This window comes from Serratia sp. PGPR-27 (assembly GCF_022678525.1).
Lineage (GTDB): Bacteria > Pseudomonadota > Gammaproteobacteria > Enterobacterales > Enterobacteriaceae > Serratia > Serratia nematodiphila.
Genome location: NZ_JALBYS010000016.1, coordinates 66,750 through 87,291 on the forward strand (window position 1 = coordinate 66,750; position 20,542 = coordinate 87,291).

Sequence of the window (20,542 nt, forward strand, 5' to 3'; positions counted from 1 at the left end):
AAATTCTACTTGTTGCCCGGTTTAAAATCCGTCGCATACCAGCCGGTGCCCTTAAGCTGGAAACCGGAAGATGAAATCAACTTGGTCAACGCGGGCTGCCCACACGCCGGGCAGTCTGCCAGCGGCGCATCGGAAAATTTTTGCAATTTCTCTAACCGATGGTTGCAAGCACCACATGCATATTCATAAATCGGCATAGGTCGTTGGATTAAAGAGTGTTGAAAAAAGGGAGTCATTATAAAGGAAATTCATCCGCCCGATAAGTGCGAACACAGCATTGTTACTGCACTAAATGGCGCGTTTTTGTTCGAATCAACACATCGGTTAACAAATTTCCCATTAACCTGCGACAGTTTTTTCACGTAGCCTGATTCTCCCCCGGTTTTGCGCCGAACGCAGCTCGCCCGACGCGCCGAACAGTTTTTATCCACTTCGCAACGAGATGAAATCCATGCTGAAACTTGACGCCCAAACCACCGCTCTGGTGCTGATCGATTTGCAAAACGGCATTCTGCCTTACGCCGGCGGCCCGCACGGCGCCGACCAGGTGGTGGCGAACGCCGCCCTGCTGGCCGCCCGTTTTCGCATGCTGGGCGCGCCGGTGCTGTTGGTGCGCGTCGGTTGGTCAGACTCCTTCGCCGAGGCGCTGAAACAACCGGTGGATAAACCGGCTCCCGCGCCCGCCGGCGGTTTGCCGGCCAGCTGGTGGGAATTCCCCGCGCCGCTGGCGGTCTGCGACAACGATATTCTGATCACCAAACGCCAATGGGGCGCCTTCTACGGCACCGATCTGGACTTGCAGCTGCGCCGCCGCGGCATCAAATCCGTAGTCTTGGGCGGCATATCCACCAATATCGGCGTGGAATCCACCGCCCGCGCCGCCTGGGAGCACGGCTATGAGCTGGTGATCGCCGAAGACGTCTGCAGCGCGCAGAACGCGGAAATGCACCGCTTCGCGTTCGAACACATCTTCCCGCGTTTGGCGCGGGTGCGCGACACCGGCGAAATTCTTGCCGCGCTCGAGCGGTAACGTTAAGTTGTAGCCTGATAAACCAAGCACAAGTAAAGGAAGACGACGCCGTGATCTACATCGGACTGCCGCAGTGGCAACATTCAGCCTGGAATCGTATCGGGCTGCGTGATTTGGCGGATTACAGCCGCTACTTCAACTGCGTGGAAGGCAACACCACCTTCTACGCGCTGCCGAAACTGGAAATCGTGCAGCGCTGGCGCGACATGACCGGCGACGATTTTCGCTTCTGCTTCAAATTCCCGTCGGACATCAGCCACAAGGCCGCCCTGCGCAACTGCGCCGCCGAGCTACAGGCATTTTACCACTGCCTGGGCCCGGTGCATCAGCGCATCGGCCAGTTGTGGCTGCAGCTGCCCGCCGCCTTCGGCCCCGATGAGCTGCCGCGCATGTGGCAGTTCTTCGAAAGCCTGCCGCAGGAATTCACTTACGGCGTAGAAGTGCGTCATCCGGCGTTTTTCGCCAAGGGTGAGGAAGAGCGCGCGTTGAATCAGGGGTTACACCAGCGCGGCATCAATCGGGTGATCCTCGACAGCCGCCCGGTGCATCACGCCGCCCCCAATACCGCCGCCGTGCGCGATGCCCAGCAGAAAAAACCGAAGCTGCCGGTACACGCTCTGGTCACCGCCGACCAACCGTTGGTGCGCTTTATCGGCGGTGACCAACTGGCCGATAACCTGCGCTGGTTCGAAGCCTGGCAACAAAAACTGCCGCTGTGGCAGCAACAGCATCAGCCCTATCTGTTTATTCATACGCCGGACAACGGCGATTCGCCCCAGCAGGCGCAAAAAATTTGGCAGCAGTTGCACCTGGCGATCCCTGATTTGCCTGCGCCGCCAGACTGGCCAGAACAAGATGCACTGTTTTGACCTATTAATCTGACCAATAACATCAAATATTTCCCCGCGACAGTGAATACAATGACGGCTATGATGCTGGCTGCCAGTTTTGGTTAGGGAACGGAGTTAAAAATGGTAAGCGCGCTTTATGTGGTGCTCGGCGCATTGTTGTTGATCAAACTCTCTTATGACGTAGTCAGGTTAAGGATGCAGTACCGCGTAGCCTACGGCGACGGCGGTTTCTACGAATTGCAGACCGCCATCCGCGTGCATGGCAACGCCGTTGAATACATTCCTATCGCTGCCGTATTGCTGGTGATCATGGAAATGAACGGCGCAGAAATCTGGATGATTCACCTCTGCGGCCTGATGCTGATGGCCGGGCGGTTGGTGCATTACTACGGTTTACGCAACCGCGAGGTTCGTTGGCGTCGTTCAGGCATGGCCGCGACCTATATCTCTTTGTTGTTGATGGTTCTGGCAAATATCTTCTATCTGCCTTGGGATCTGATTTTCAGCCTGCACTGATCCCGTTTTATCATCAGGCGGCCGCGCCGCCTGCTTCCGCTCCGCTTTTTTGCGCTTTTCTGTTAGACTACGCAGCTTCGAATTCTGAACTGATTTGCCGCTATGCCAAACCGCGATACTCTTTTCTCCGCCCCCATCGCCAAACTGGGCGACTGGACCTTCGACGAACGCGTCGCCGAAGTATTCCCCGACATGATCCAACGCTCCGTTCCCGGCTATTCCAACATCATCTCGATGATCGGCATGCTGGCCGAACGTTTTGTGCAACCCGACAGCCGGGTGTATGACCTGGGCTGCTCGCTGGGCGCGGCGACGCTGTCAATGCGGCGGAATATCAAGGTGCCCGGCTGCAATATCATCGCCGTCGACAATTCGCCGGCGATGGTAGAACGTTGCCGCCGCCATATTGACGCCTTCCGCGCTGACACGCCGGTTGATGTCATCGAAGCCGACATTCGCGACATCGACATCGAGGACGCCTCAATGGTGGTACTGAACTTTACGCTGCAGTTCCTCGAGCCGGCCGATCGCCTGCGCCTGCTGGAGAAAATCTATCGTGGCCTGCGCCCAGGCGGCGCGCTGGTGCTGTCGGAGAAGTTCAGCTTTGAAGACGCCGAAGTCGGCGAGCTGCTGTTCAACATGCACCACGATTTCAAACGCGCCAACGGATACAGCGAGCTGGAGATCAGCCAAAAACGCAGCATGCTGGAAAACGTGATGCTGACCGATTCGGTGGAGGCGCACAAGGCGCGTCTGCAACAGGCCGGATTCGAGCATGCTGAAGTGTGGTTCCAGTGCTTCAACTTCGGTTCGCTGATCGCCCTGAAAGCGGGGGATGCGCAATGATCGAATTCGGTGATTTCTATCAGCGCATTGCCAAGAGCCCCCTCAGCCACTGGCTGGATACGCTGCCCGCGCAGCTGAGCGCCTGGCAACGCGAATCGCTGCACGGCAAATTCAAGCAGTGGTTCAACTCGGTGGAGCATTTGCCGACGCTGACCCCCACCCGTCTCGATCTGCTGCACGGCGTGCGCGCTGAGATGGAGCCTGGCCTGTCGCCGGGCCAGCGTGAAGGCGTCGAGAAAATGCTGCGCACCCTGATGCCGTGGCGTAAAGGGCCGTTCTCGCTGTATGGCATCGATATCGATACCGAATGGCATTCCGACTGGAAGTGGGATCGCGTGCTGCCGCACATCTCCCCGTTGGCCGGACGCACCATTCTCGACGTCGGCTGCGGTAGCGGTTATCACCTGTGGCGCATGATCGGCGCCGGCGCACACTTTGCCGTAGGCATCGATCCGATGCAGCTGTTCCTGTGCCAGTTCGAAGCGGTGCGCAAGCTGTTGGGCGGCGATCAGCGCGCCCACCTGCTGCCGCTCGGCATCGAGCAGTTGCCGGAACTGGCGGCATTCGACACCGTGTTCTCAATGGGGGTGCTGTATCACCGCCGCTCGCCGCTCGATCATCTGTATCAGTTGAAAAATCAGCTGGTAGCTGAAGGCGAACTGGTGCTGGAAACGCTGGTGGTGGAAGGCGATCGCCACCAGGTGCTGGTGCCGGGCGACCGTTATGCGCAGATGCGCAACGTGTATTTCATTCCTTCCGCCGAAGCGCTGAAATGCTGGCTGGAGAAATGCGGCTTCGTCGACGTGAAAATCGCCGATATGTGCGTCACCAGCCTCGAAGAACAGCGCCGTACAGACTGGATGACCAGCGAGTCGCTGGCTGAATTCCTCGACCCGAACGACCGCAGCAAAACGGTTGAAGGCTATCCTGCGCCGCTGCGCGCCGTATTGACCGCCAAAAAGCCCTAGCGCTTGCTAATCGGGCCGGCCTGCGCCGGCCTCAACTTACCCGTTGCCGGCATCGACAATCCGCAGCTCATACACCATCGTCGCGTTCGGCGGGATCTGCGGCGCATAGCCCGTTTCACCGTACGCCAACTCCGGCGGCACCACCATCGTCAGCGAACCGTGATTTTTCAGATGGCCGATCGCCTCGCGGAACAACGGCGGATAGGCGGAAAGCGGCTGAGACATCACCTTTCCACTGCGATCCATATCCTGGATCACGCTGCCGTCGGTTAAGCTCTCTTTCACCACGATATCCACCCGCGCGTTTTCCGCAATGGTTTCATCACCCGCATAATCGATGCGATACCAGAAGCCGGCTGGCGACTTCTGCGTGCCCTTCTTCTTTTTGAACTCGGCAACGAACGCTTCGCCTTTGCTGGTTTGCCTCTTCGCCGCCTGGCTTCTGGCGTCGTTCACCGCTTTTTCCGACTCCGCCAATGCGCGGGTCAGCTGCGCATCGCTCAACTGGTAATGGCCGTTGAAGGTATCGATCACGCCGGCCAGCAGCACGGTTTTATCGGGTGTGATGCCCCAATTTTTACGCTCCGCCAGCATCGTTTGGATATCGCGCCCCAGGGCGACGCCGGCAGCATAGCTCTGTTGTTCCGGCTTTTTCTTCAGCGTTTTCACCTCCGGCAACCATTTGGCCCGCGATCTCAGCCCGCTCAGTTCGTCTTGCAAAGCTTGCTGAGCCTGATGGGCGGCAGCCAGCTCCGCCGCCGTTTTATCCGCCCGTTGCGTCGCTTCATCCCTCTTCTGCGCTGCCTGCGCGCTTTCCGCCGTCACCGCCGCCAGACGTTGTTCCAGCGTTTTGGCCTGCTCGGTTTGCGTTTTGTTTTTTTCCTGCAGTTGCGCCAACTGCCGCTGCAGTTCCTCCGTCGCTTTGGCGGCTTCTATCGCCTGCTTTGCCAGCGCCGCCTTCAGGCTGTTCTCTTGCTGCTCGGCCTGCTGGCGTTGGTCATCACGCTCTTTTTGCAGCGCTGCCAGCTGCCGCTGCAGTTCCCCCGTCGCTTTGGCGGTCTCGGTCTTTTGCTGCTCCAGCGCCATCTTCAGGTTTTTCTCCTGTTTTTCGGCCTGTTGGCGTTGGAGATCCTGTTCTTTCTGCAGTTGTGCCAGCTGCCGCTGCAGTTCCCCTGTCAACTTGGCGGCTTCGGCCTTCTGTCGTTCCAGCTCAGCGGCGGCCGCTTTTTTGTCCTGTTCATAACGCTGACGCGCTTTATCGTTGGCGGTTTGCGCCGCCGCCAGCTTCTCCTCCCAAACCTGCTGCCGAACGTTTTCCGCCGGTTTAGGCAAGGCCGCCAGCCGTTGTTCCAGCAAGGCAATGCGCCGATCTCGCTCCGCGGTTTGTTGCTTTTGCCGCGCTAACGCGGCTTGCGCTTCGGCGATCTGCGCCTGAGCCTTGCGCTCCTGCGGCGTCAGATTCAGCGCCTGTCGCACGCCGCTGGCGAAGTCGCTCAAGGCGCTCAGATCGGGAGCAGGTGCCGGTTTATCGGCAGCCGTCAGGGATGACGCAACGCGCAGCGCGGTCAGCTCCTGCTGCAGTGATTGAATAGCGGCTTGCTGTTGTTCCAATCGAGTCTCTTTCTCACGCAGCGCCTTTTGCAACTGCGTCAGTTGCTTTCTCTGCGCAGCCGTTTCACGAATCTGAACCGGCCGGGACGCCGGCTTTTGGGTTTCCTGAGATGGGGTAACCACGGTATCAGCCGCCGGTGCATCCTGCCGCTGATAACGCTCGGCAAACTGCAATAACGCCGGCACATCGTCATCCGCCGCGGCCACCGCTGGCGCAAACGCCAGCGGTATCATCAGGCTCAGTAATGCCTTTCTTGCACGAGGGGTCATTGGGCGCGTTCTCCGCGCTCAGCCAGGCCGGTCATCATGGCAGAACTGATGTCTGCGCAGAGACGGCTGGTGCGATAACGATACAGCGCGTCGACGGTTTCCTGCGTGCCCGTATTGACCCGCTGACGTACCCCGGCATACTGCGCGGCGCCGCTCATCAAGGTATCGAACTCGCGTTTGAATTTCTGATATTTCTCGTTATCCATGCCGCGCATGGCATCCAGTTCGCGCTGGCACTGTTGCATGCGCTCGGCCTCACGCTGCCGCTTATCTTGCTCCGCAACTTCTTCTGCGCTGGGCGGCTTACTCAATGTAGAAACAGGCCGCTTGGCGGTCTGGCAGCCGGTCAGGGCCAACGTCAGCAAAAGCGCAGCGGTCAAACAGTGTGCCGTTCGGGTCATTATCGTTATCTCCTTGTAAAGTCCGCCGTCGACGTGCTCTGTGGCTGCGCCGACGGCTCTCCTCATTGGTGCTGTGATGTTCCGGCCATCAACCAGGCTGTGTTCGGACATGAAAACGCAGACGCAGCGTTGAGAGGCATGACGCCAATAATTCACCGCATCAATACATACAAAAAAATCATTTAATATTATGATATTTAAAGGATTTTAACTCACAAACTTATCAGCAGGACATGACGATCGCAAGAAGATATGGGGGGTTGGTCGACCGAGATACCGCGTTGAAACGGGCAAATGGTCTTTACAAAACATAAAAAAAGCCCCGGCAAAACGCCGGGGCCTGACTTTACGCTGTATCAGCGTCCTACAAACCTTATCGACTGTTTCAATCGTCCCGTCTGATTGACAATCATGTTGCCAACCAACAGGAGAAATACCATGAGCAATATGATTAGTGTAAATAATATCAGTGAATTGCGTAATCTGACGCCAGTTACAGATGACCAGATTGTCTTTTTAGTTTCTCACTCCGCCGGACGTTTCGCCGGCGGCGGAGAATTCTATTATGCGAAAACGGATACAACCAGTGCAGACAATAACGGCACCGTGGTGGTTACATCGGGAGGAGCCCGCTGGAAACGACTGGAGCAGAAACTTAGTTTCGATCACTTCGGCGCCGATCCCAGTGGTGCCTCCGCCTCGGATGCAGCAATCAGCGCGACATTAAACTATGCCGCGAGTTTAAAAAACAAAGTGGTCTATGCTTCGGAAAATGCTCAATATCTGCTGACCAGTGCTCAGCCTATCAACGTCGCTAGCGGCGTCACTGTGAGAGGCTCCCGTCGCGGTATTGCTCAAGGCCCTGCAAGCCTCACAAGCAATGGTCCTAATCGGGCAGGCCTTGCGGACGACAGTGCTTTCATTATCAAGAAACCCGCGGGTACGGTTTGTTTCGCCTGCGATAAGAATGTTGTCTTTGATGGTTGGTCGTTCCTCTACCCGGATCAAAAATATACTGCCACCCAGCCGGAGGCATTCGTTCAATACGGTGCCACCATTACGGCAGGTGGCGCTCTGTCAGTCGCCAACTGCCGTTATGTAGGCGCCTATGACTTTGTTGAAGCTCGAGGAGAAGCCAACAACTTTGAGAATATCTACGGTTGGGCAGTCCGCTGCGACTACAGGGTTTATGAAAGCAGGGACATCAACAGATTTACCAATGTTCACGTCAATGCCAATGTCGTGCGTCCGACAGAAAACGCGGTTACTGCCTCTATCGCCGTAGCCGGTTCTTGTGCTTTCAATTTCGATCGCCACGACAATACGTTTATGGTGAATGTATTCTCTTATGGCAAAAAGATCTTTATCAAAACCACAACACAAGGAACTTCCTATTTAGGCGGTCTCAGCCTAAGCAATTTCATGGCAGACAGAAATGGTACCGGCATCGATATCGACTCAGATTCCTCCGCCAATATTCAAATCGCCAACGGTTCCTACATCAATGATTATGGTGATGCCGTTGGGGGATTCCTGGTATTAAGAAAATCCACCAGCCAATCTAATATCACCCCAGTTCAAATCAGTAATGTTAACTTCGCTACCGCCAATGGGCCCAAGGGCACACTGTCGCCCCAGGCTATTCGCTTCGAAGCTAACGCTGGGTATCAACTCTCATTCAGCAACACCGTTATGCCAATGTGGACAAACGGCAGTCTGAACAATGAAGCTGGTTACAACATTCTCAGAGGCACACTGGGCATTGCACAGCGCAGTTATCAGCTGCATGAGGCCCCGCTAAATTATTTGACGAACAGCAATCTGATCGCCATCGGTGCTGACAATCAGCCTACAGGCTGGTTTATCGACGGGAAACTGACGGTAGACAGCAATCTTCTGACAGCCACTGGCGACAACCCGGCCTACAAAGGTTTGGGTCAACGTATTCATCGGAGCATGGGACCGAGGACATTCTGGGCCATCGCATCCTCTATCGGCGATCAATCTATCGCGCAAGCTTCGACTGGCATTTGGGCCCGCTCGTTCAACGATAACTATACCGACACTGTCGAGAGCAATCAGGCTATTCCCTGGATACGCATCGGCAACCTTTACTACGCGCGTTTTGTCATGAACAACAATCGCACTATCCACGATATCTTGGTCAATCCCGGCAGTGGCAATAATACGGTGCGCATTTTAGCCTGCGGCATTAGCCCGGGTGAAATCTTCGACTTCTCGCCTGACACGTTGCAATAGTCTCTCGCGGCATAAAAAAAGCCCCGGCAAAACGCCGGGGCCTGGTACTTGCGTGATCGCCGAGGGCTTCAGTGACACGCAAAGGGGTCTTACGGCCCGGAAACCGGTTGTCAAACGCGGCTAACTGCGTGCTTATGCGCTTTGCGCCAGAGGATCAACCAAGGCCAGCGCGTTTTTCATCGCCTCCACCATTTCGCCATCCACGCAATAATGGCTAAATTCGTCAAACTCGTTATCGGAGCACATGGTGACGCCCGCCTTGCGATAACGCATGGTCGACGGCACCAGATGGCCGGAAGAGCTGTGCAGTTCATGCAGGCCGATATCGACAAACTTGTGCAGATTGCTGAGGCGCACGCCGGCACCCGCCATGATCACCGGACCCTGGCTGGCCTGGCGCAAATCGCGCAGCAACGGCAGGCCAAGTTCGGCGCTCTGCTGCTGGCCGGAGGTCAGAATGCGCGCCACACCCAGTTCGGTCAGTTGCTCCAGCGCCACCATCGGGTTCTGGCACATGTCGAACGCGCGATGGAAGGTCACCGCCATGCCCTCGCACAGCCTCATCACTTCGCGCATGCGCGGCAGATCGATGTGCCCTTCGTCGTCCAGCATGCCAACCACCACGCCGGGGAACCCCATCTCGCGAATTTGGCGGATATCTTGTTTGATCACTTCGAAATCCACCGCGCCGTAGCAGAAATCGCCACCGCGCGGGCGAACGATCGGATGCACCGGGATCGCAACCCGCTCACGCGCCAGACGCAGCGTGCCATAGCTCGGCGTCAATCCCCCTTCGCTCTGGCTGGCGCACAACTCGATGCGATCGGCGCCCGCCCGTTCGGCCGTCAGCGCACAGTCGACGCTAAAGCAACAAACTTCCAGTTTTATCATTGTCACCCCCAGATAACGGCCAACATACGGCGGCAATTGTTCATTTCTTCATTTCTCACGTAGGCTCATGCATAGGCATAAACCGGCTCAGGGTTATCACTATGGCATTCAATTTTGATCAATGGGTAGACCGCAGTCACAGTGACAGCGTTAAGTGGGATAAATATCGCGGCAGCGACATCATCCCGCTTTGGGTCGCCGACAGCGATTTCACCTCACCGCCGGCGGTGATCGAAGCCTTGCAGCGACGCGTAGCACACGGCGTATTCGGCTACACCCACCCATCCCCTGATCTTGTTGAGGTTTTTACCCGCCGCATGGTAGAGCGCTACGATTGGCACATCAAGCCTGAATGGATCATTTTCCTGCCTGGCCTGGTGTGTGGCCTGAACCTGTGCGTGCGGGCCTGCACCGAACAACATCAGAGCACGCTGGCCCCCTCGCTCATTTATCCGCCGTTTCGCAAAGCGGCCAAATTCGCCGGGCGTAAACACCTTCCGGTATCGCTAACAGCGGTCAACCAGCGTTGGGGACTGGATTTTTCCTCGATGCATGATCAGCTCAACGGCAACGAAAAACTTCTGTTGCTGTGCAACCCGCAGAACCCCGGTGGCACCGTGTATCGCCGAGAGGAGTTGTTGCAGCACCATCAGTTCGCTCGCGAACACGATTTAATCGTCTGTTCGGATGAAATCCACTGCGAACTGCTGCTTGAGCCCGGCGCGCGGCATATCCCCTTCGCCACCCTGAATGAAGACGCGGCCCAACGCAGCGTGACGCTGATGTCACCGTCAAAGACGTTTAATCTCGCCGGGCTCGGCGCCTCAATGGCGATCGTTCCCAACGAAGCATTGCGACAAAAGCTGAAACGCGCGCGCAGCGGCATCGTGCCGGAGGTCAATCTGTTGGCGCTGGTGGCGGCGCAGGCGGCTTATCAATACGGACAACCCTGGCTGGATGAGCAGTTGATTTATCTGCGCGCCAATCGCGATCGGCTGACAAAACGTATCAACGCCATGCCGGGATTGACGTTGCTGCCCGTCGAGGCCACCTATCTGGCCTGGATAGACTGCAGCGCACTGCCGGTAGATAACCCGCATCAGTTCTTCGAACGTGCGGGCGTTGGGTTAAGCGCCGGCCTGGACTTCGGCGATCGGCGCTTTGTACGGCTTAACTTTGGTTGCCGATGGGCTCTGCTCGATGAAGCGCTCGATCGCATGGCGCGCGCCTGTGCGGCGCTGCCTGGCTAACCTTGTTCGCTGGCGACGATGTCTCGAATGGAATACGGATGAAACTTGATCGTGACCGTTCCGTCGGTGATGGCCAGCGTCGGGTTCGGTAGCCGCTCGCCCTCGCCTTTTGGCGAGCTTTGCTTCAGCTTGATCCCCGGCGCCAACAATGCCTCATCGGCAAGGTGGCTCAACGCCCGAGCGTACAGCGTCTGAGGATCGCCACTGAGCACTAATTCGACGTGTTCCCAGCCTTCGTGCGGATAGCGTTTCTCCCCAGGATACGGCAGCTCGATGCAGTCTATCCGCCACGGCCCTACTGCCAGCGGCTGAGACAAATCGAACAGACAGATAGGCCGCCCGTTGATCATCGATTCGGATAGCAGTGTCCCGCACTGCATCAGCCCCTGGCGCCAACGTTCGGCGGTGGCATTCTGGTGACAGCGCAGGGAGATGTGATCGGCGGTGAACGCGGCCAGATCAAGCCGCAATTTGGCGGCAAATTGATGCAGCGCCTGCTCGAAACGCGGCAAATCGAGCTTCAGATCGTCAAGCTCGGCAATGGCCTGCAAGGGAGTGGTCATAGAAACCTCAAAACAACGGAGCGCAAAGTTAAACGCGGTAATTTACACGGTGGCGGCAGTGCTCGCCACCGTTACGACGTTTTTCGGCGGCAGTTCAGAATGATTTTTGGTTGCGGACGGGGAGAATAAAAAAACCAGTCCCTTATTAAGATGACAGCTTATTAAAGCAACAGAAAAATAAAAAATAAGATTTTTCGCAAGCCATTATACCTTTTCTTCATGACGCTATGATTTAAGTTATTTTGCACAAAACTCTCTGCAGTCCATTGGGCAACTCGATTGAATAGTCTGGTTTAATCAAACCTGATCCACTTATCGAAACCACATAAAACCATAAGCACAACCTATTGTAAAAGAAGACAATAAACCCCACTAATTGATGTGAAACTAAGGATTATCTTAATTTAACCCCGGGCAATTGATTCACCAAGACAACTCAGCTACTTTGGAGGAAATTTAAATTCGAGATGATCATTATGTTATTGCTGACGATATCCTTGGTGTTGATAATTATCGCCGTATACGCCATCTACCGTCATTTCAAATCACGCAGCGCCAACACGCTGGATGCCGGTCGCCGCAATAAAAAGCGCTAGCTTCGCAACTCTCCCCTTCGTACATTCTGTTCAGATCATTCTGCTTTCACCTTCCGGCAATCAACGCGCCGCCCTCGACAACTGTTTCATCGCAGCGGCCGCGCCAACTGCTGACGGGCTCCGTCAGATCGGTTACAATTACAGGCTGTTTTGTGGCGGTCGCCCATCGCGCCCGCCACCGTTGAATCCCGCAGGGGCTGGCTTCAGCCCCTCGTTCGTCATTAAGGTAACCCGGTGAATATTCAGGTTCTTCTTTCAGATAAAGTCAGCCAGGCGCTGATCGCCGCTGGCGCGCCAGCCGATTGCGAAGCGCAGGTCCGCCCTTCCGCCAAGGCGCAGTTTGGTGATTACCAGGCCAACGGCGTGATGTCAGTCGCCAAAAAGCTGGGCATGCCGCCCCGTCAGCTGGCGGAAAAAGTGGTGCAACTGCTGGATCTCGGCGACGTCGCCGGTAAAGTGGAAATCGCCGGTCCCGGCTTTATCAACATTTTCCTGAACAGCGATTGGGTCGCCTGCCAGGCCGATCAGGTGCTGAACGCACCGAAGCTGGGCATTGCGCCGGTTGAGCCCCAAACCATCGTTATCGACTACTCCGCGCCGAACGTGGCGAAAGAGATGCACGTCGGCCACCTGCGCTCCACCATCATCGGCGACGCCGCGGCGCGTACCCAGGAGTTTTTGGGCCATAAAGTGATTCGCGCCAACCATGTCGGTGACTGGGGCACTCAGTTCGGCATGTTGATTGCCTACCTGGAAAAAATGCAGAACGAAAACGCCAGCGATATGGGCCTGTCCGATTTGGAACAGTTCTATCGCGAAGCCAAAAAACACTACGACGAAGACGCCGAGTTCGCCGAGCGTGCGCGCGCTTACGTCGTGAAGCTGCAGGGCGGCGATCAGTACTGCCTGAAAATGTGGCGCAAGCTGGTCGACATCACCATGGCGCAAAACCAGCTGACCTATAACCGCCTGAACGTCACGCTGACCGAAGACGACGTGATGGGCGAAAGCCTGTATAACGCGATGCTGCCGGGCATCGTCGCCGATCTGAAAGCCAAAGGGCTGGCGGTGGAAAGCGAAGGCGCCACCGTGGTGTTCCTCGACGAATACCAGAACAAGGACGGCGACCCGATGGGCGTCATCATCCAGAAAAAGGATGGCGGCTACCTCTACACCACCACCGATATCGCCTGCGCTAAGTATCGCTACGAAACTCTGGGCGCCAACCGCGTTCTGTATTACATCGACTCCCGTCAGCATCAGCACCTGATGCAGGCCTGGACCATCGTGCGCAAGGCCGGTTATGTGCCGGAGTCCGTCTCGCTGGAACACCACATGTTCGGCATGATGCTGGGCAAAGACGGCAAGCCGTTCAAAACCCGCTCGGGCGGCACGGTGAAGCTCTCCGATCTGCTGGATGAAGCCATCGAACGCGCCGAACAGCTGATCGCCGGCAAAAACCCGGATATGCCGCAAGACGAAATGAAGACCGTGGCCCGCGTGGTCGGCATCGGCGCGGTGAAATACGCCGATCTGTCGAAAAGCCGCACCACCGACTATGTCTTCGACTGGGACAACATGTTGGCCTTCGAGGGCAATACCGCGCCTTATATGCAATACGCCTATACCCGTGTGGCATCGGTATTCAAGCGCGCCGGGATCGACGAAAGCAGCCTGACACTGCCGCTGACGCTGACCGAAGAGCGTGAAATTGCGCTGGCTACCCGCCTGCTGCAGTTCGAAGAGGTGCTCACCACCGTCGCACGTGAAGGCACGCCTCACGTCATGTGCAGCTACCTGTATGATCTGGCCGGCTTGTTCTCCGGCTTCTACGAACACTGCCAGATCCTGAACGCCGACAGCGAAGAAACCCGTCAGAGCCGCCTGAAGCTGGCGCTGCTGACCGCTAAAACGCTGAAAACCGGCCTGGATACGCTGGGTATCGAAACCGTCGAACGTATGTAAGCCGCACCGCGCGGAAAGTAAAAAGGTCGCCAAGGCGACCTTTTTTTGTTCTTGCATTCGGCTCAGGCGACGCGGCGCGCAAAATCACGCGGGCGGAAGCCCAACCCGGCCAGCACGCCAAAGTAGGCCATCACACCGGCCACCACCACCGCCGCCAAACGCAGCAAACGTTCCAGCATATTGCCCTGATCCCAGGCCGGCATCAGCCACATCACGCCAATCAGCACCGCCGACATCGCCAGCACGGCGATCACCAGCTTAGTGAGGAACAGCGCCCAACCCGGCTGTGGCTGGAAGATCTTCTGCTTGCGCAGCTGCCAATACAGCAGCGAGGCGTTCAGGCAAGCCGCCAAGCCGATCGACAACGCCAGGCCGGCATGCTTCAGCGGACCAATAAACGCCAGGTTCATCACCTGCGTCATGATCAGCGTGATGATAGCGATCTTGACCGGCGTTTTGATGTTCTGCCGCGAATAGAAGCCCGGCGCCAGCACTTTAACCACGATCAGCCCCATCAGCCCCACCGAGTAAGCCACCAGCGCGCGTTGCGTCATCGCCGCGTCAAAGGCGCTGAACTTGCCGTACTGGAACAGCGAGACGGTCAACGGTTTGGCCAAAATGCCCAGCGCGATGGCGCTCGGCAGCGCCAGCAGGAAGCACAGGCGCAGCCCCCAATCCATCAGGCGCGAATACTCATCGTGGTTGCCGCTCGAGAAGCTTTTGGCCAACGACGGCAGCAGGATGGTGCCCAATGCCACGCCCAACACGCCGGAAGGAAATTCCATCAGGCGGTCGGCGTAGTACATCCAGGACACCGAGCCGGATACCAGGAACGATGCGAAGATAGTATTGATGATCAGCGAGATTTGGCTGACCGACACCCCAAGGATCGCCGGCCCCATCTGACGCATTACCCGCCAGACTCCGGCATCGCCCAATTTGATGCGCGGCAGCACCAGCATGCCGATCTTGCGCAAGTGCGGCAGCTGGTAACCCAGTTGCAGCACGCCGCCCACTACCACCGCCCACGCCAGCGCCAGCACCGGCGGGTGGAAATACGGCGCGGCGAACAGCGCGAAGCCAATCATGCTGACGTTAAGCAGCGTTGGCGCAAAGGCCGGGATCGAGAAGCGGTTCCAGGTATTGAGGATCGCCCCCACCAGCGACGCCAGCGAGATCAACAGAATATAGGGAAATGTGATGCGCAGCAGCGCCGACGTCAGGGCAAACTTGTCGGGCGTATCGGTAAAGCCCGGCGCGGTGAGATAGATAACCCAGGGCGCGGCCAACATCCCCAGCACCGTCACCACCGCCAGCACCAGCGTCAGCAGCCCGGAGACATAGGCGATAAAAGTGCGTGTCGCCTCGTCGCCCTGCTGGCTTTTGTATTCGGCCAGGATCGGCACGAAGGCCTGCGAAAATGCCCCTTCGGCAAAGATACGGCGTAACAGATTCGGGAGTTTGAACGCCACGAAGAAGGCGTCCGTTGCCATGCCGGCCCCGAACACCCGCGCGACGATCGCATCGCGGGCAAAGCCCAACACCCGCGAAAACATCGTCATCGAGCTGACGGCAGCCAAGGATTTGAGTAGGTTCATGTGGTTGTCTGATAGGTACCGTAAATATCAACGCCTGCAACAGCAGGCGTCAGTGAAACAATCGGCTCAGTTTACGCATCCGGAAAAGAATAGCTACCGCCAGATGTTACATAGAGTTATCCCGCAGCAAACGCTCGACCACCCGCTGGGCAAGCAGCGCCTGTTCGCCGCCGGTTTCTGGCGCGCTCTGATTGGCGACGGCATCAAGGAAATGCCGCACCGCACCGTCGAAGCCGCGTTGCACCAGCGTGCTTTGCCAGCCAGGCACCGGTTGTTCCAACTCGCCCTGCGCATCTTCACGCAGCCAGTGGCGCATATCGGTCAACTGATACAGCGCGCCGTCTGTCACCGCCTGCACGCTTTCGCGCTGGCTGCCGCCGCGGCGATGCATGCTGGTCGTCACCTGCGTATCGCCGCAGGCGAAGTGATGCTCGGCGTACAGCATTTCGCCTGCGGCGTTGGTGCGCACGCTGCCGCTCAGCAGTTGCTCGCCGCCGCCCGCCAGCCACAGCGCCGTGTCCACCACGTGCAGGTAATCATCCAACAGGGTAAAACGCAGATCGTGCGGGCCGACGCTGTCCGCCCGATGTTTATCCATGCGAATGGAGGCCGGCTGGTTCATTTGCTGCTTGAGCTGCCGGTAAAGCGGCGCGAAACGCCGGTTGAACCCCACCATCAGCGTTTTGCCTCGCCGCTCGGCCAGCTCAAGCAACTGCTCGCCCTGCTCCAGCGTCTCCGCCAGCGGTTTATCGACGTAAACGTGTACGCCGCGGTTCAGCAGCTCGCCTATTACCGAAAAATGGCTGGCGGTGCTGCTGTGAACAAAGACCGCGTCGCACTGTTCGGCCAGGCTGTCCAGCCGGGAGAAACAGGCCATGCGGTAGCTATCGCACAGCGGCTGCGCTTTTTGCTGATTGGGCGAAAAACCGCCCACCAGCGACCAATCCGCCGCCTGGCCGAGGATTGGCAGGTAAGCCTTCTGCGCGATACTGCCCAATCCCACCACGCCTACACGCAATTTAGTCATTCGCATCCCTCGCCAACAGGTGTTGCAACTGCCGTTTCAGTTCCGCCACTTCGCTTTCCAATGCGCTAACCCTGGCGCTCAGTTCGCCGTCGTCCTCGGATTCGAACGCCGCCGGCGGCGCTTCATCAATCTGGCCGCTGAACAGATGCATGAATCGGCTTTCGCGCTTGCCCGGCTCACGCGCCAGGCGCACCACGAACGGGCCATCTTCTCGCGTGGCCAGCTGTTGCAACACCTGTTCGACCTCGCTGACATCACTGAACTCGTGCATCCGATTGGTACGGGTGCGCAGCTCGCCGGGCGTTTGCGCGCCGCGCAGCAGTAAGGTGGCGATCACCGCCAGTTCGGCGGGCGAAAGTTTCAGCTGGCCAAATTCGGAATTGCAAAACCGCTGCTCGTACTTCACTACCCGGTTGCCGAATCCGCTGAGGGTGCGCAGGAAATGTTTGCGCAGCAACAGATCGAGCAGCTGCTGCACCTCGCTTTCGCTCAGATCCATCACCGGTTCACGGTTGGTCTTTTGGTTGCATGCCAGCGTAATAGCGTTAAGCGAAAGCGGGTATTGGTCCGGCGTCGTCACCTGTTTTTCCAACAGGCAGCCGATAACCCGAGCCTCTTTGGCGTTCAATTCATATTTCATCGTTTGGCCTCAACGTGGGGGTAGCCACTCTTTATTGGTGTATGCCGTCAAAACGTGGTCTTGCCACTGGCCGTCGATCAGCAGGTAATCCTTGGCGTAACCTTCGCGTTCGAATCCCAGACGCGTCAGCAATGCGCCGCTGCGCTGGTTGTGCGGCATATAGTTGGCCATGATGCGGTGCATGCGCTGTTGGCGCAGCATATAGCGGATGGCGGACTGCAAGGCTTCGAACATCAGCCCCTGTCCCTGCCATTTCTCCCCCAGCGAATAACCGAGGAAACAGGCGTGAAACGAACCGCGCAGCACGTTGCTGAAGTTCGCCACGCCGCGCACTTCCTGCTCTTCTGGATCGAGCAGGATAAAATAGTAGGCGCTGCCCTGCTTTTGCATTTCAGCGATCATGCCCAGACGCGCCTGCCAGCCGGAAGGATAACAATGGCTTTCGTCGCGTACCGGCTCCCAGGGTTTGAGAAAGGCTCGGTTCTCGGCATAATAATCCGCCAGACGATAGGCATCCCGTTCATGCACTAAACGGACCACCATCCGGTCGGTAGTAAGGCGTACTTTTGGCGATGCAGAGCGGTAGCCGAACATCATTTCCCCCGCAGTCAAAACGGTTCGATAAGAAGTATTTATTGGGAAGCCGCGTGGATAATCATCCGATGCCGATCTGATGGCATGATTTTATTTTGCCAATAGCGCTTCAGAACCGCACTTCCCTGCATTCAATATAACCGTAGCCCGCCCCCGAGGTAAAACCTCGGTCGCTCAGTAAATCGCCGAATACGCGTTTTACGGCGTTTTTCCGCCCATTTTGCAGCACAGGTAACACCTTGACGATAAAAAAATATTATCTACTCAGCCCCTGTCGCCGTCCGGCAATTGGGTAGAGAATGGTGGGGTTGCCTCCCCCCTCTCTCTTAATTGCTCATGGTGATGCATGTCTCTGGTATCGCAAGCGCGCAGCTTGGGTAAATATTTTCTGTTGCTCGACAACCTGCTGGTGGTTTTAGGCTTCTTTGTCGTGTTCCCGCTTATTTCGATCCGCTTCGTCGATCAATTGGGATGGGCGGCGCTGATCGTCGGCATCGCGCTGGGTTTGCGTCAGCTGCTGCAACAAGGGCTCGGCATCTTTGGCGGCGCCATCGCCGATCGCTTCGGCGCCAAGCCGATGATCGTCACCGGCATGCTGCTGCGCGCCGCCGGTTTCGCCACCATGGCGATGGCCGATGCGCCGTGGATCCTGTGGTTCTCCTGCGCGCTGTCCGCCCTCGGCGGCACGCTGTTCGATCCGCCGCGCACCGCTTTGGTGATCAAGCTGACCCGCCCGCACGAACGCGGCCGCTTTTTCTCGCTGCTGATGATGCAGGACAGCGCCGGTGCGGTCGTCGGCGCGCTGATCGGCAGTTGGCTGCTGCAGTACGATTTCCACTTTGTCTGCTGGGTCGGGGCGGCGATCTTCGTGCTGGCCGCCGGCTGGAACGCCTGGCTACTGCCGGTTTACCGCATCTCCACCGTGCGCGTGCCGATGAAAGAAGGCATGTTGCGGGTCGTGCGCGATCGCCGCTTCCTCACCTATGTCCTGACGCTGACCGGCTACTATATGCTGGCGGTACAGGTGATGCTGATGCTGCCGATCGTGGTCAATGAAATCGCCGGCTCACCGGCGGCGGTGAAATGGATGTACGCGATCGAAGCGGCGCTGTCGCTGTCGCTGCTCTATCCGCTGGCGCGTTGGGGTGAAAAACATTTTCGGCTTGAACAACGCCTGATGGCGGGCCTGCTGCTGATGACGCTCAGCCTGCTGCCGATCGGCCTCGCCACCAGCTTGCAGGGCGTATTCACGCTGATCTGCTGTTTCTACCTGGGTTCGATCATCGCCGAACCGGCGCGCGAAACGCTGAGCGCTTCGCTGGCCGATCCACGTGCGCGTGGCAGCTATATGGGCTTTAGCCGCCTTGGTCTGGCGCTGGGTGGCGCGTTAGGTTACACCGGCGGCGGCTGGATGTACGATACCGGACGCACGATGAACATGCCGGAGCTACCTTGGTTGCTGCTTGGGGCAGTGGGTTTCGCTACGTTGCTGGCGCTGTACTGGCAGTTCAGCCCGCGGCGCAGTGCATCGATGATGCTGCGCGGCGGTTAACGCCATAGAAATCCGGCCGAATCGGCAACAGCTGCTATCCTGTTAGTAAAAACCCCCACAGGAGCCCGTCGGCATGAGCGAAGAAGCAAAATTACCGCAACTACTCGAACATATGATACTGAACTTGCGCATGATTTATGCGCGCTCCACCCTGGTGGAAAAGGCCCTGGCCCATATCCTCGCCAGCGACGCCGGCCTGAAAAACGATATTATCAAACAGCTGCAGGTCGTCACCGCCGCCAACGAACGTGACAAAATCGACCTGGAAGAAGCTCGCATTCACCTGATCGATGTGCTCAACTCGGTACCGGCCAAGAAATAACGCCCCCTAGCCCGCGCCGGTGCGCGGGCAATATCGCAATAACGCACCATCCAACACACGCACGTCAAGACAGCCTCGATAAGCTGTGGTAACTATTGCTGTTAAAACCTGACAACCCGGAGCAAGCATGAAACTGTTCATTTACGATCATTGCCCATTCTGCGTTAAAGCCCGCATGATTTTTGGCCTGAAACGTCTGCCGATTCGTCTGGTCACGTTGCTCAACGACGATGAGACGACTCCGTTCAACCTGATCGGCCAAAAAATGGTGCCTATCCTGGTCAAAGACAACGGCGAAGCGATGCCGGAAAGCCTGGATATCGTGCGCTATGTCGATCACCTGGACGGCAAGCCGGTGCTGACCGGCCGCACCAACCCGGCCATTGCCGAGTGGCTGCAGCGGGTCGGCGGGTACAGCGCAAAATTGCTGTTGCCGCGTATTGCGCATGCCGATTTCGAAGAGTTCGCCACCGACAGCGCCCGCCGTTATTTTATCGATAAAAAGCAGGCGTCAATCGGTGATTTCGCCGAGCATCTCGCCAACAGCGCCGATCTGATCGCCCAGCTGGAGGCCGATCTGCAAACCCTGTCACCGCTGATCGTCTCCGCCGAAGCGGTAAACGGCGAGCTGTCCGAGGACGATATCCACCTGTTCCCGCTGCTGCGCTCGTTGTCGATCGTCGCCGGGGTCGCGCTGCCGGACAACGTGGAAACCTACCGCAACCGCATGGCGCAGCGCTGCGAGGTGCCGTTGCTGCTGGACATGGAACAATAACGTTTGAATAACCCAAA

The 20,542-nt window shown here is 57.5% G+C and carries 20 protein-coding genes; 11 read left to right on the forward strand and 9 right to left on the reverse strand.

What is annotated here, in order from left to right; all coding sequences use genetic code 11:
- Positions 1-5 precede the first annotated feature (5 nt).
- Positions 6-236 carry a zinc ribbon domain-containing protein gene (locus MMS95_RS11010; RefSeq protein WP_320204121.1) on the reverse strand — a complete coding sequence of 77 codons (231 nt, stop codon included), beginning with the start codon at positions 234-236 and terminating at the stop codon, positions 6-8.
- Between the two features lie 215 nt (positions 237-451).
- Between MMS95_RS11010 and MMS95_RS11015 the strand changes: the two genes are divergently transcribed.
- The 5 genes from MMS95_RS11015 to cmoB all read left to right on the forward strand — a co-directional run bounded on the left by MMS95_RS11015 (position 452) and on the right by cmoB (position 4,211).
- Positions 452-1,030, forward strand: coding sequence for a hydrolase (locus tag MMS95_RS11015; protein WP_044031071.1), 579 nt, complete (start codon positions 452-454; stop codon positions 1,028-1,030).
- Positions 1,031-1,083: 53 nt separating this feature from the next.
- Positions 1,084-1,899: a DUF72 domain-containing protein gene (locus tag MMS95_RS11020; protein WP_242141677.1), complete on the forward strand. Its 816-nt coding sequence runs from the start codon at positions 1,084-1,086 to the stop codon at positions 1,897-1,899.
- A 102-nt stretch (positions 1,900-2,001) separates the two neighbouring features.
- Positions 2,002-2,397: an MAPEG family protein gene (locus tag MMS95_RS11025; protein WP_004932387.1), complete on the forward strand. Its 396-nt coding sequence runs from the start codon at positions 2,002-2,004 to the stop codon at positions 2,395-2,397.
- Between the two features lie 102 nt (positions 2,398-2,499).
- Complete coding sequence (gene cmoA / locus MMS95_RS11030; RefSeq protein ID WP_033632842.1) at positions 2,500-3,243, forward strand: carboxy-S-adenosyl-L-methionine synthase CmoA; 744 nt, start codon at positions 2,500-2,502, stop codon at positions 3,241-3,243.
- Positions 3,240-4,211, forward strand: coding sequence for a tRNA 5-methoxyuridine(34)/uridine 5-oxyacetic acid(34) synthase CmoB (gene cmoB / locus MMS95_RS11035; protein ID WP_015378134.1), 972 nt, complete (start codon positions 3,240-3,242; stop codon positions 4,209-4,211). The genes cmoA and cmoB overlap by 4 nt, the downstream gene beginning before the upstream one ends.
- A gap of 36 nt (positions 4,212-4,247) precedes the next feature.
- Here the strand turns inward: cmoB and MMS95_RS11040 are convergent, their stop codons facing one another.
- Both MMS95_RS11040 and MMS95_RS11045 read right to left on the reverse strand, forming a co-directional pair.
- Positions 4,248-6,092 carry an FKBP-type peptidyl-prolyl cis-trans isomerase N-terminal domain-containing protein gene (locus MMS95_RS11040; protein ID WP_242141662.1) on the reverse strand — a complete coding sequence of 615 codons (1,845 nt, stop codon included), beginning with the start codon at positions 6,090-6,092 and terminating at the stop codon, positions 4,248-4,250.
- Entirely contained in the window at positions 6,089-6,493 is a 405-nt protein-coding gene (locus MMS95_RS11045) for a hypothetical protein (RefSeq protein ID WP_033632840.1), read from the reverse strand. The genes MMS95_RS11040 and MMS95_RS11045 overlap by 4 nt, the downstream gene beginning before the upstream one ends.
- A gap of 438 nt (positions 6,494-6,931) precedes the next feature.
- On the opposite strand from MMS95_RS11045, the gene MMS95_RS11050 reads away from it, so the two are divergent.
- A complete protein-coding gene (locus MMS95_RS11050; RefSeq protein ID WP_242141663.1) occupies positions 6,932-8,752 on the forward strand; it encodes an exopolysaccharide biosynthesis protein in 1,821 nt (606 codons plus the stop codon).
- 132 nt (positions 8,753-8,884) lie between these two features.
- On the opposite strand, the gene cutC is transcribed toward MMS95_RS11050, so the two are convergent.
- Positions 8,885-9,643, reverse strand: coding sequence for a copper homeostasis protein CutC (cutC, locus tag MMS95_RS11055; RefSeq protein WP_015378138.1), 759 nt, complete (start codon positions 9,641-9,643; stop codon positions 8,885-8,887).
- Positions 9,644-9,744: 101 nt separating this feature from the next.
- Here cutC and MMS95_RS11060 point away from each other — a divergent pair, with 101 nt between their 5' ends.
- Complete coding sequence (locus MMS95_RS11060) at positions 9,745-10,893, forward strand: PatB family C-S lyase (protein WP_075684563.1); 1,149 nt, start codon at positions 9,745-9,747, stop codon at positions 10,891-10,893.
- Here MMS95_RS11060 and MMS95_RS11065 read toward each other — a convergent pair.
- Positions 10,890-11,456, reverse strand: coding sequence for a VOC family protein (locus MMS95_RS11065; protein WP_004929646.1), 567 nt, complete (start codon positions 11,454-11,456; stop codon positions 10,890-10,892). The genes MMS95_RS11060 and MMS95_RS11065 overlap by 4 nt on opposite strands.
- An 830-nt stretch (positions 11,457-12,286) precedes the next feature.
- Here MMS95_RS11065 and argS point away from each other — a divergent pair.
- Complete coding sequence (gene argS / locus MMS95_RS11070) at positions 12,287-14,017, forward strand: arginine--tRNA ligase (RefSeq protein ID WP_242141664.1); 1,731 nt, start codon at positions 12,287-12,289, stop codon at positions 14,015-14,017.
- A 62-nt stretch (positions 14,018-14,079) separates the two neighbouring features.
- Here argS and murJ read toward each other — a convergent pair whose 3' ends face one another.
- The 4 genes from murJ to rimJ form a co-directional block, all read right to left on the reverse strand.
- Positions 14,080-15,615, reverse strand: coding sequence for a murein biosynthesis integral membrane protein MurJ (gene murJ, locus MMS95_RS11075; protein WP_242141665.1), 1,536 nt, complete (start codon positions 15,613-15,615; stop codon positions 14,080-14,082).
- 106 nt (positions 15,616-15,721) lie between these two features.
- Positions 15,722-16,642: a Gfo/Idh/MocA family oxidoreductase gene (locus MMS95_RS11080; protein ID WP_033632835.1), complete on the reverse strand. Its 921-nt coding sequence runs from the start codon at positions 16,640-16,642 to the stop codon at positions 15,722-15,724.
- Positions 16,635-17,282, reverse strand: a complete 648-nt coding sequence (locus MMS95_RS11085; RefSeq protein WP_242141666.1) for a YceH family protein — start codon at positions 17,280-17,282, stop codon at positions 16,635-16,637. Before MMS95_RS11085 ends, MMS95_RS11080 begins: the two co-directional genes overlap by 8 nt.
- Positions 17,283-17,291: 9 nt before the next feature.
- Entirely contained in the window at positions 17,292-17,876 is a 585-nt protein-coding gene (gene rimJ / locus MMS95_RS11090) for a ribosomal protein S5-alanine N-acetyltransferase (protein WP_004929636.1), read from the reverse strand.
- 346 nt (positions 17,877-18,222) lie between these two features.
- Here rimJ and mdtH point away from each other — a divergent pair, with 346 nt between their 5' ends.
- From mdtH to grxB, 3 genes are all read left to right on the forward strand, one after another.
- A complete protein-coding gene (gene mdtH / locus MMS95_RS11095) occupies positions 18,223-19,428 on the forward strand; it encodes a multidrug efflux MFS transporter MdtH (protein ID WP_242141667.1) in 1,206 nt (401 codons plus the stop codon).
- Positions 19,429-19,501: 73 nt separating this feature from the next.
- Positions 19,502-19,750, forward strand: coding sequence for a hypothetical protein (locus MMS95_RS11100; RefSeq protein ID WP_004929632.1), 249 nt, complete (start codon positions 19,502-19,504; stop codon positions 19,748-19,750).
- 127 nt (positions 19,751-19,877) lie between these two features.
- Positions 19,878-20,525 (forward strand): glutaredoxin 2, encoded by a 648-nt coding sequence (gene grxB / locus MMS95_RS11105; protein ID WP_156865931.1) that lies wholly within the window; start codon positions 19,878-19,880, stop codon positions 20,523-20,525.
- Positions 20,526-20,542 lie beyond the last annotated feature (17 nt).

Coding starts and splice junctions, on each gene's coding strand:
- MMS95_RS11010 (WP_320204121.1), bottom strand. CDS start 236: ATGACTCCCTTTTTTCAACACTCTTTAATCCAACGACCTATGCCGATT.
- MMS95_RS11015 (WP_044031071.1), top strand. CDS start 452: ATGCTGAAACTTGACGCCCAAACCACCGCTCTGGTGCTGATCGATTTG.
- MMS95_RS11025 (WP_004932387.1), top strand. CDS start 2,002: ATGGTAAGCGCGCTTTATGTGGTGCTCGGCGCATTGTTGTTGATCAAA.
- cmoA (WP_033632842.1), top strand. CDS start 2,500: ATGCCAAACCGCGATACTCTTTTCTCCGCCCCCATCGCCAAACTGGGC.
- cmoB (WP_015378134.1), top strand. CDS start 3,240: ATGATCGAATTCGGTGATTTCTATCAGCGCATTGCCAAGAGCCCCCTC.
- MMS95_RS11040 (WP_242141662.1), bottom strand. CDS start 6,092: ATGACCCCTCGTGCAAGAAAGGCATTACTGAGCCTGATGATACCGCTG.
- MMS95_RS11045 (WP_033632840.1), bottom strand. CDS start 6,493: ATGACCCGAACGGCACACTGTTTGACCGCTGCGCTTTTGCTGACGTTG.
- MMS95_RS11050 (WP_242141663.1), top strand. CDS start 6,932: ATGAGCAATATGATTAGTGTAAATAATATCAGTGAATTGCGTAATCTG.
- cutC (WP_015378138.1), bottom strand. CDS start 9,643: ATGATAAAACTGGAAGTTTGTTGCTTTAGCGTCGACTGTGCGCTGACG.
- MMS95_RS11060 (WP_075684563.1), top strand. CDS start 9,745: ATGGCATTCAATTTTGATCAATGGGTAGACCGCAGTCACAGTGACAGC.
- MMS95_RS11065 (WP_004929646.1), bottom strand. CDS start 11,456: ATGACCACTCCCTTGCAGGCCATTGCCGAGCTTGACGATCTGAAGCTC.
- murJ (WP_242141665.1), bottom strand. CDS start 15,615: ATGAACCTACTCAAATCCTTGGCTGCCGTCAGCTCGATGACGATGTTT.
- MMS95_RS11080 (WP_033632835.1), bottom strand. CDS start 16,642: ATGACTAAATTGCGTGTAGGCGTGGTGGGATTGGGCAGTATCGCGCAG.
- MMS95_RS11085 (WP_242141666.1), bottom strand. CDS start 17,282: ATGAAATATGAATTGAACGCCAAAGAGGCTCGGGTTATCGGCTGCCTG.
- rimJ (WP_004929636.1), bottom strand. CDS start 17,876: ATGTTCGGCTACCGCTCTGCATCGCCAAAAGTACGCCTTACTACCGAC.
- mdtH (WP_242141667.1), top strand. CDS start 18,223: ATGTCTCTGGTATCGCAAGCGCGCAGCTTGGGTAAATATTTTCTGTTG.
- MMS95_RS11100 (WP_004929632.1), top strand. CDS start 19,502: ATGAGCGAAGAAGCAAAATTACCGCAACTACTCGAACATATGATACTG.
- grxB (WP_156865931.1), top strand. CDS start 19,878: ATGAAACTGTTCATTTACGATCATTGCCCATTCTGCGTTAAAGCCCGC.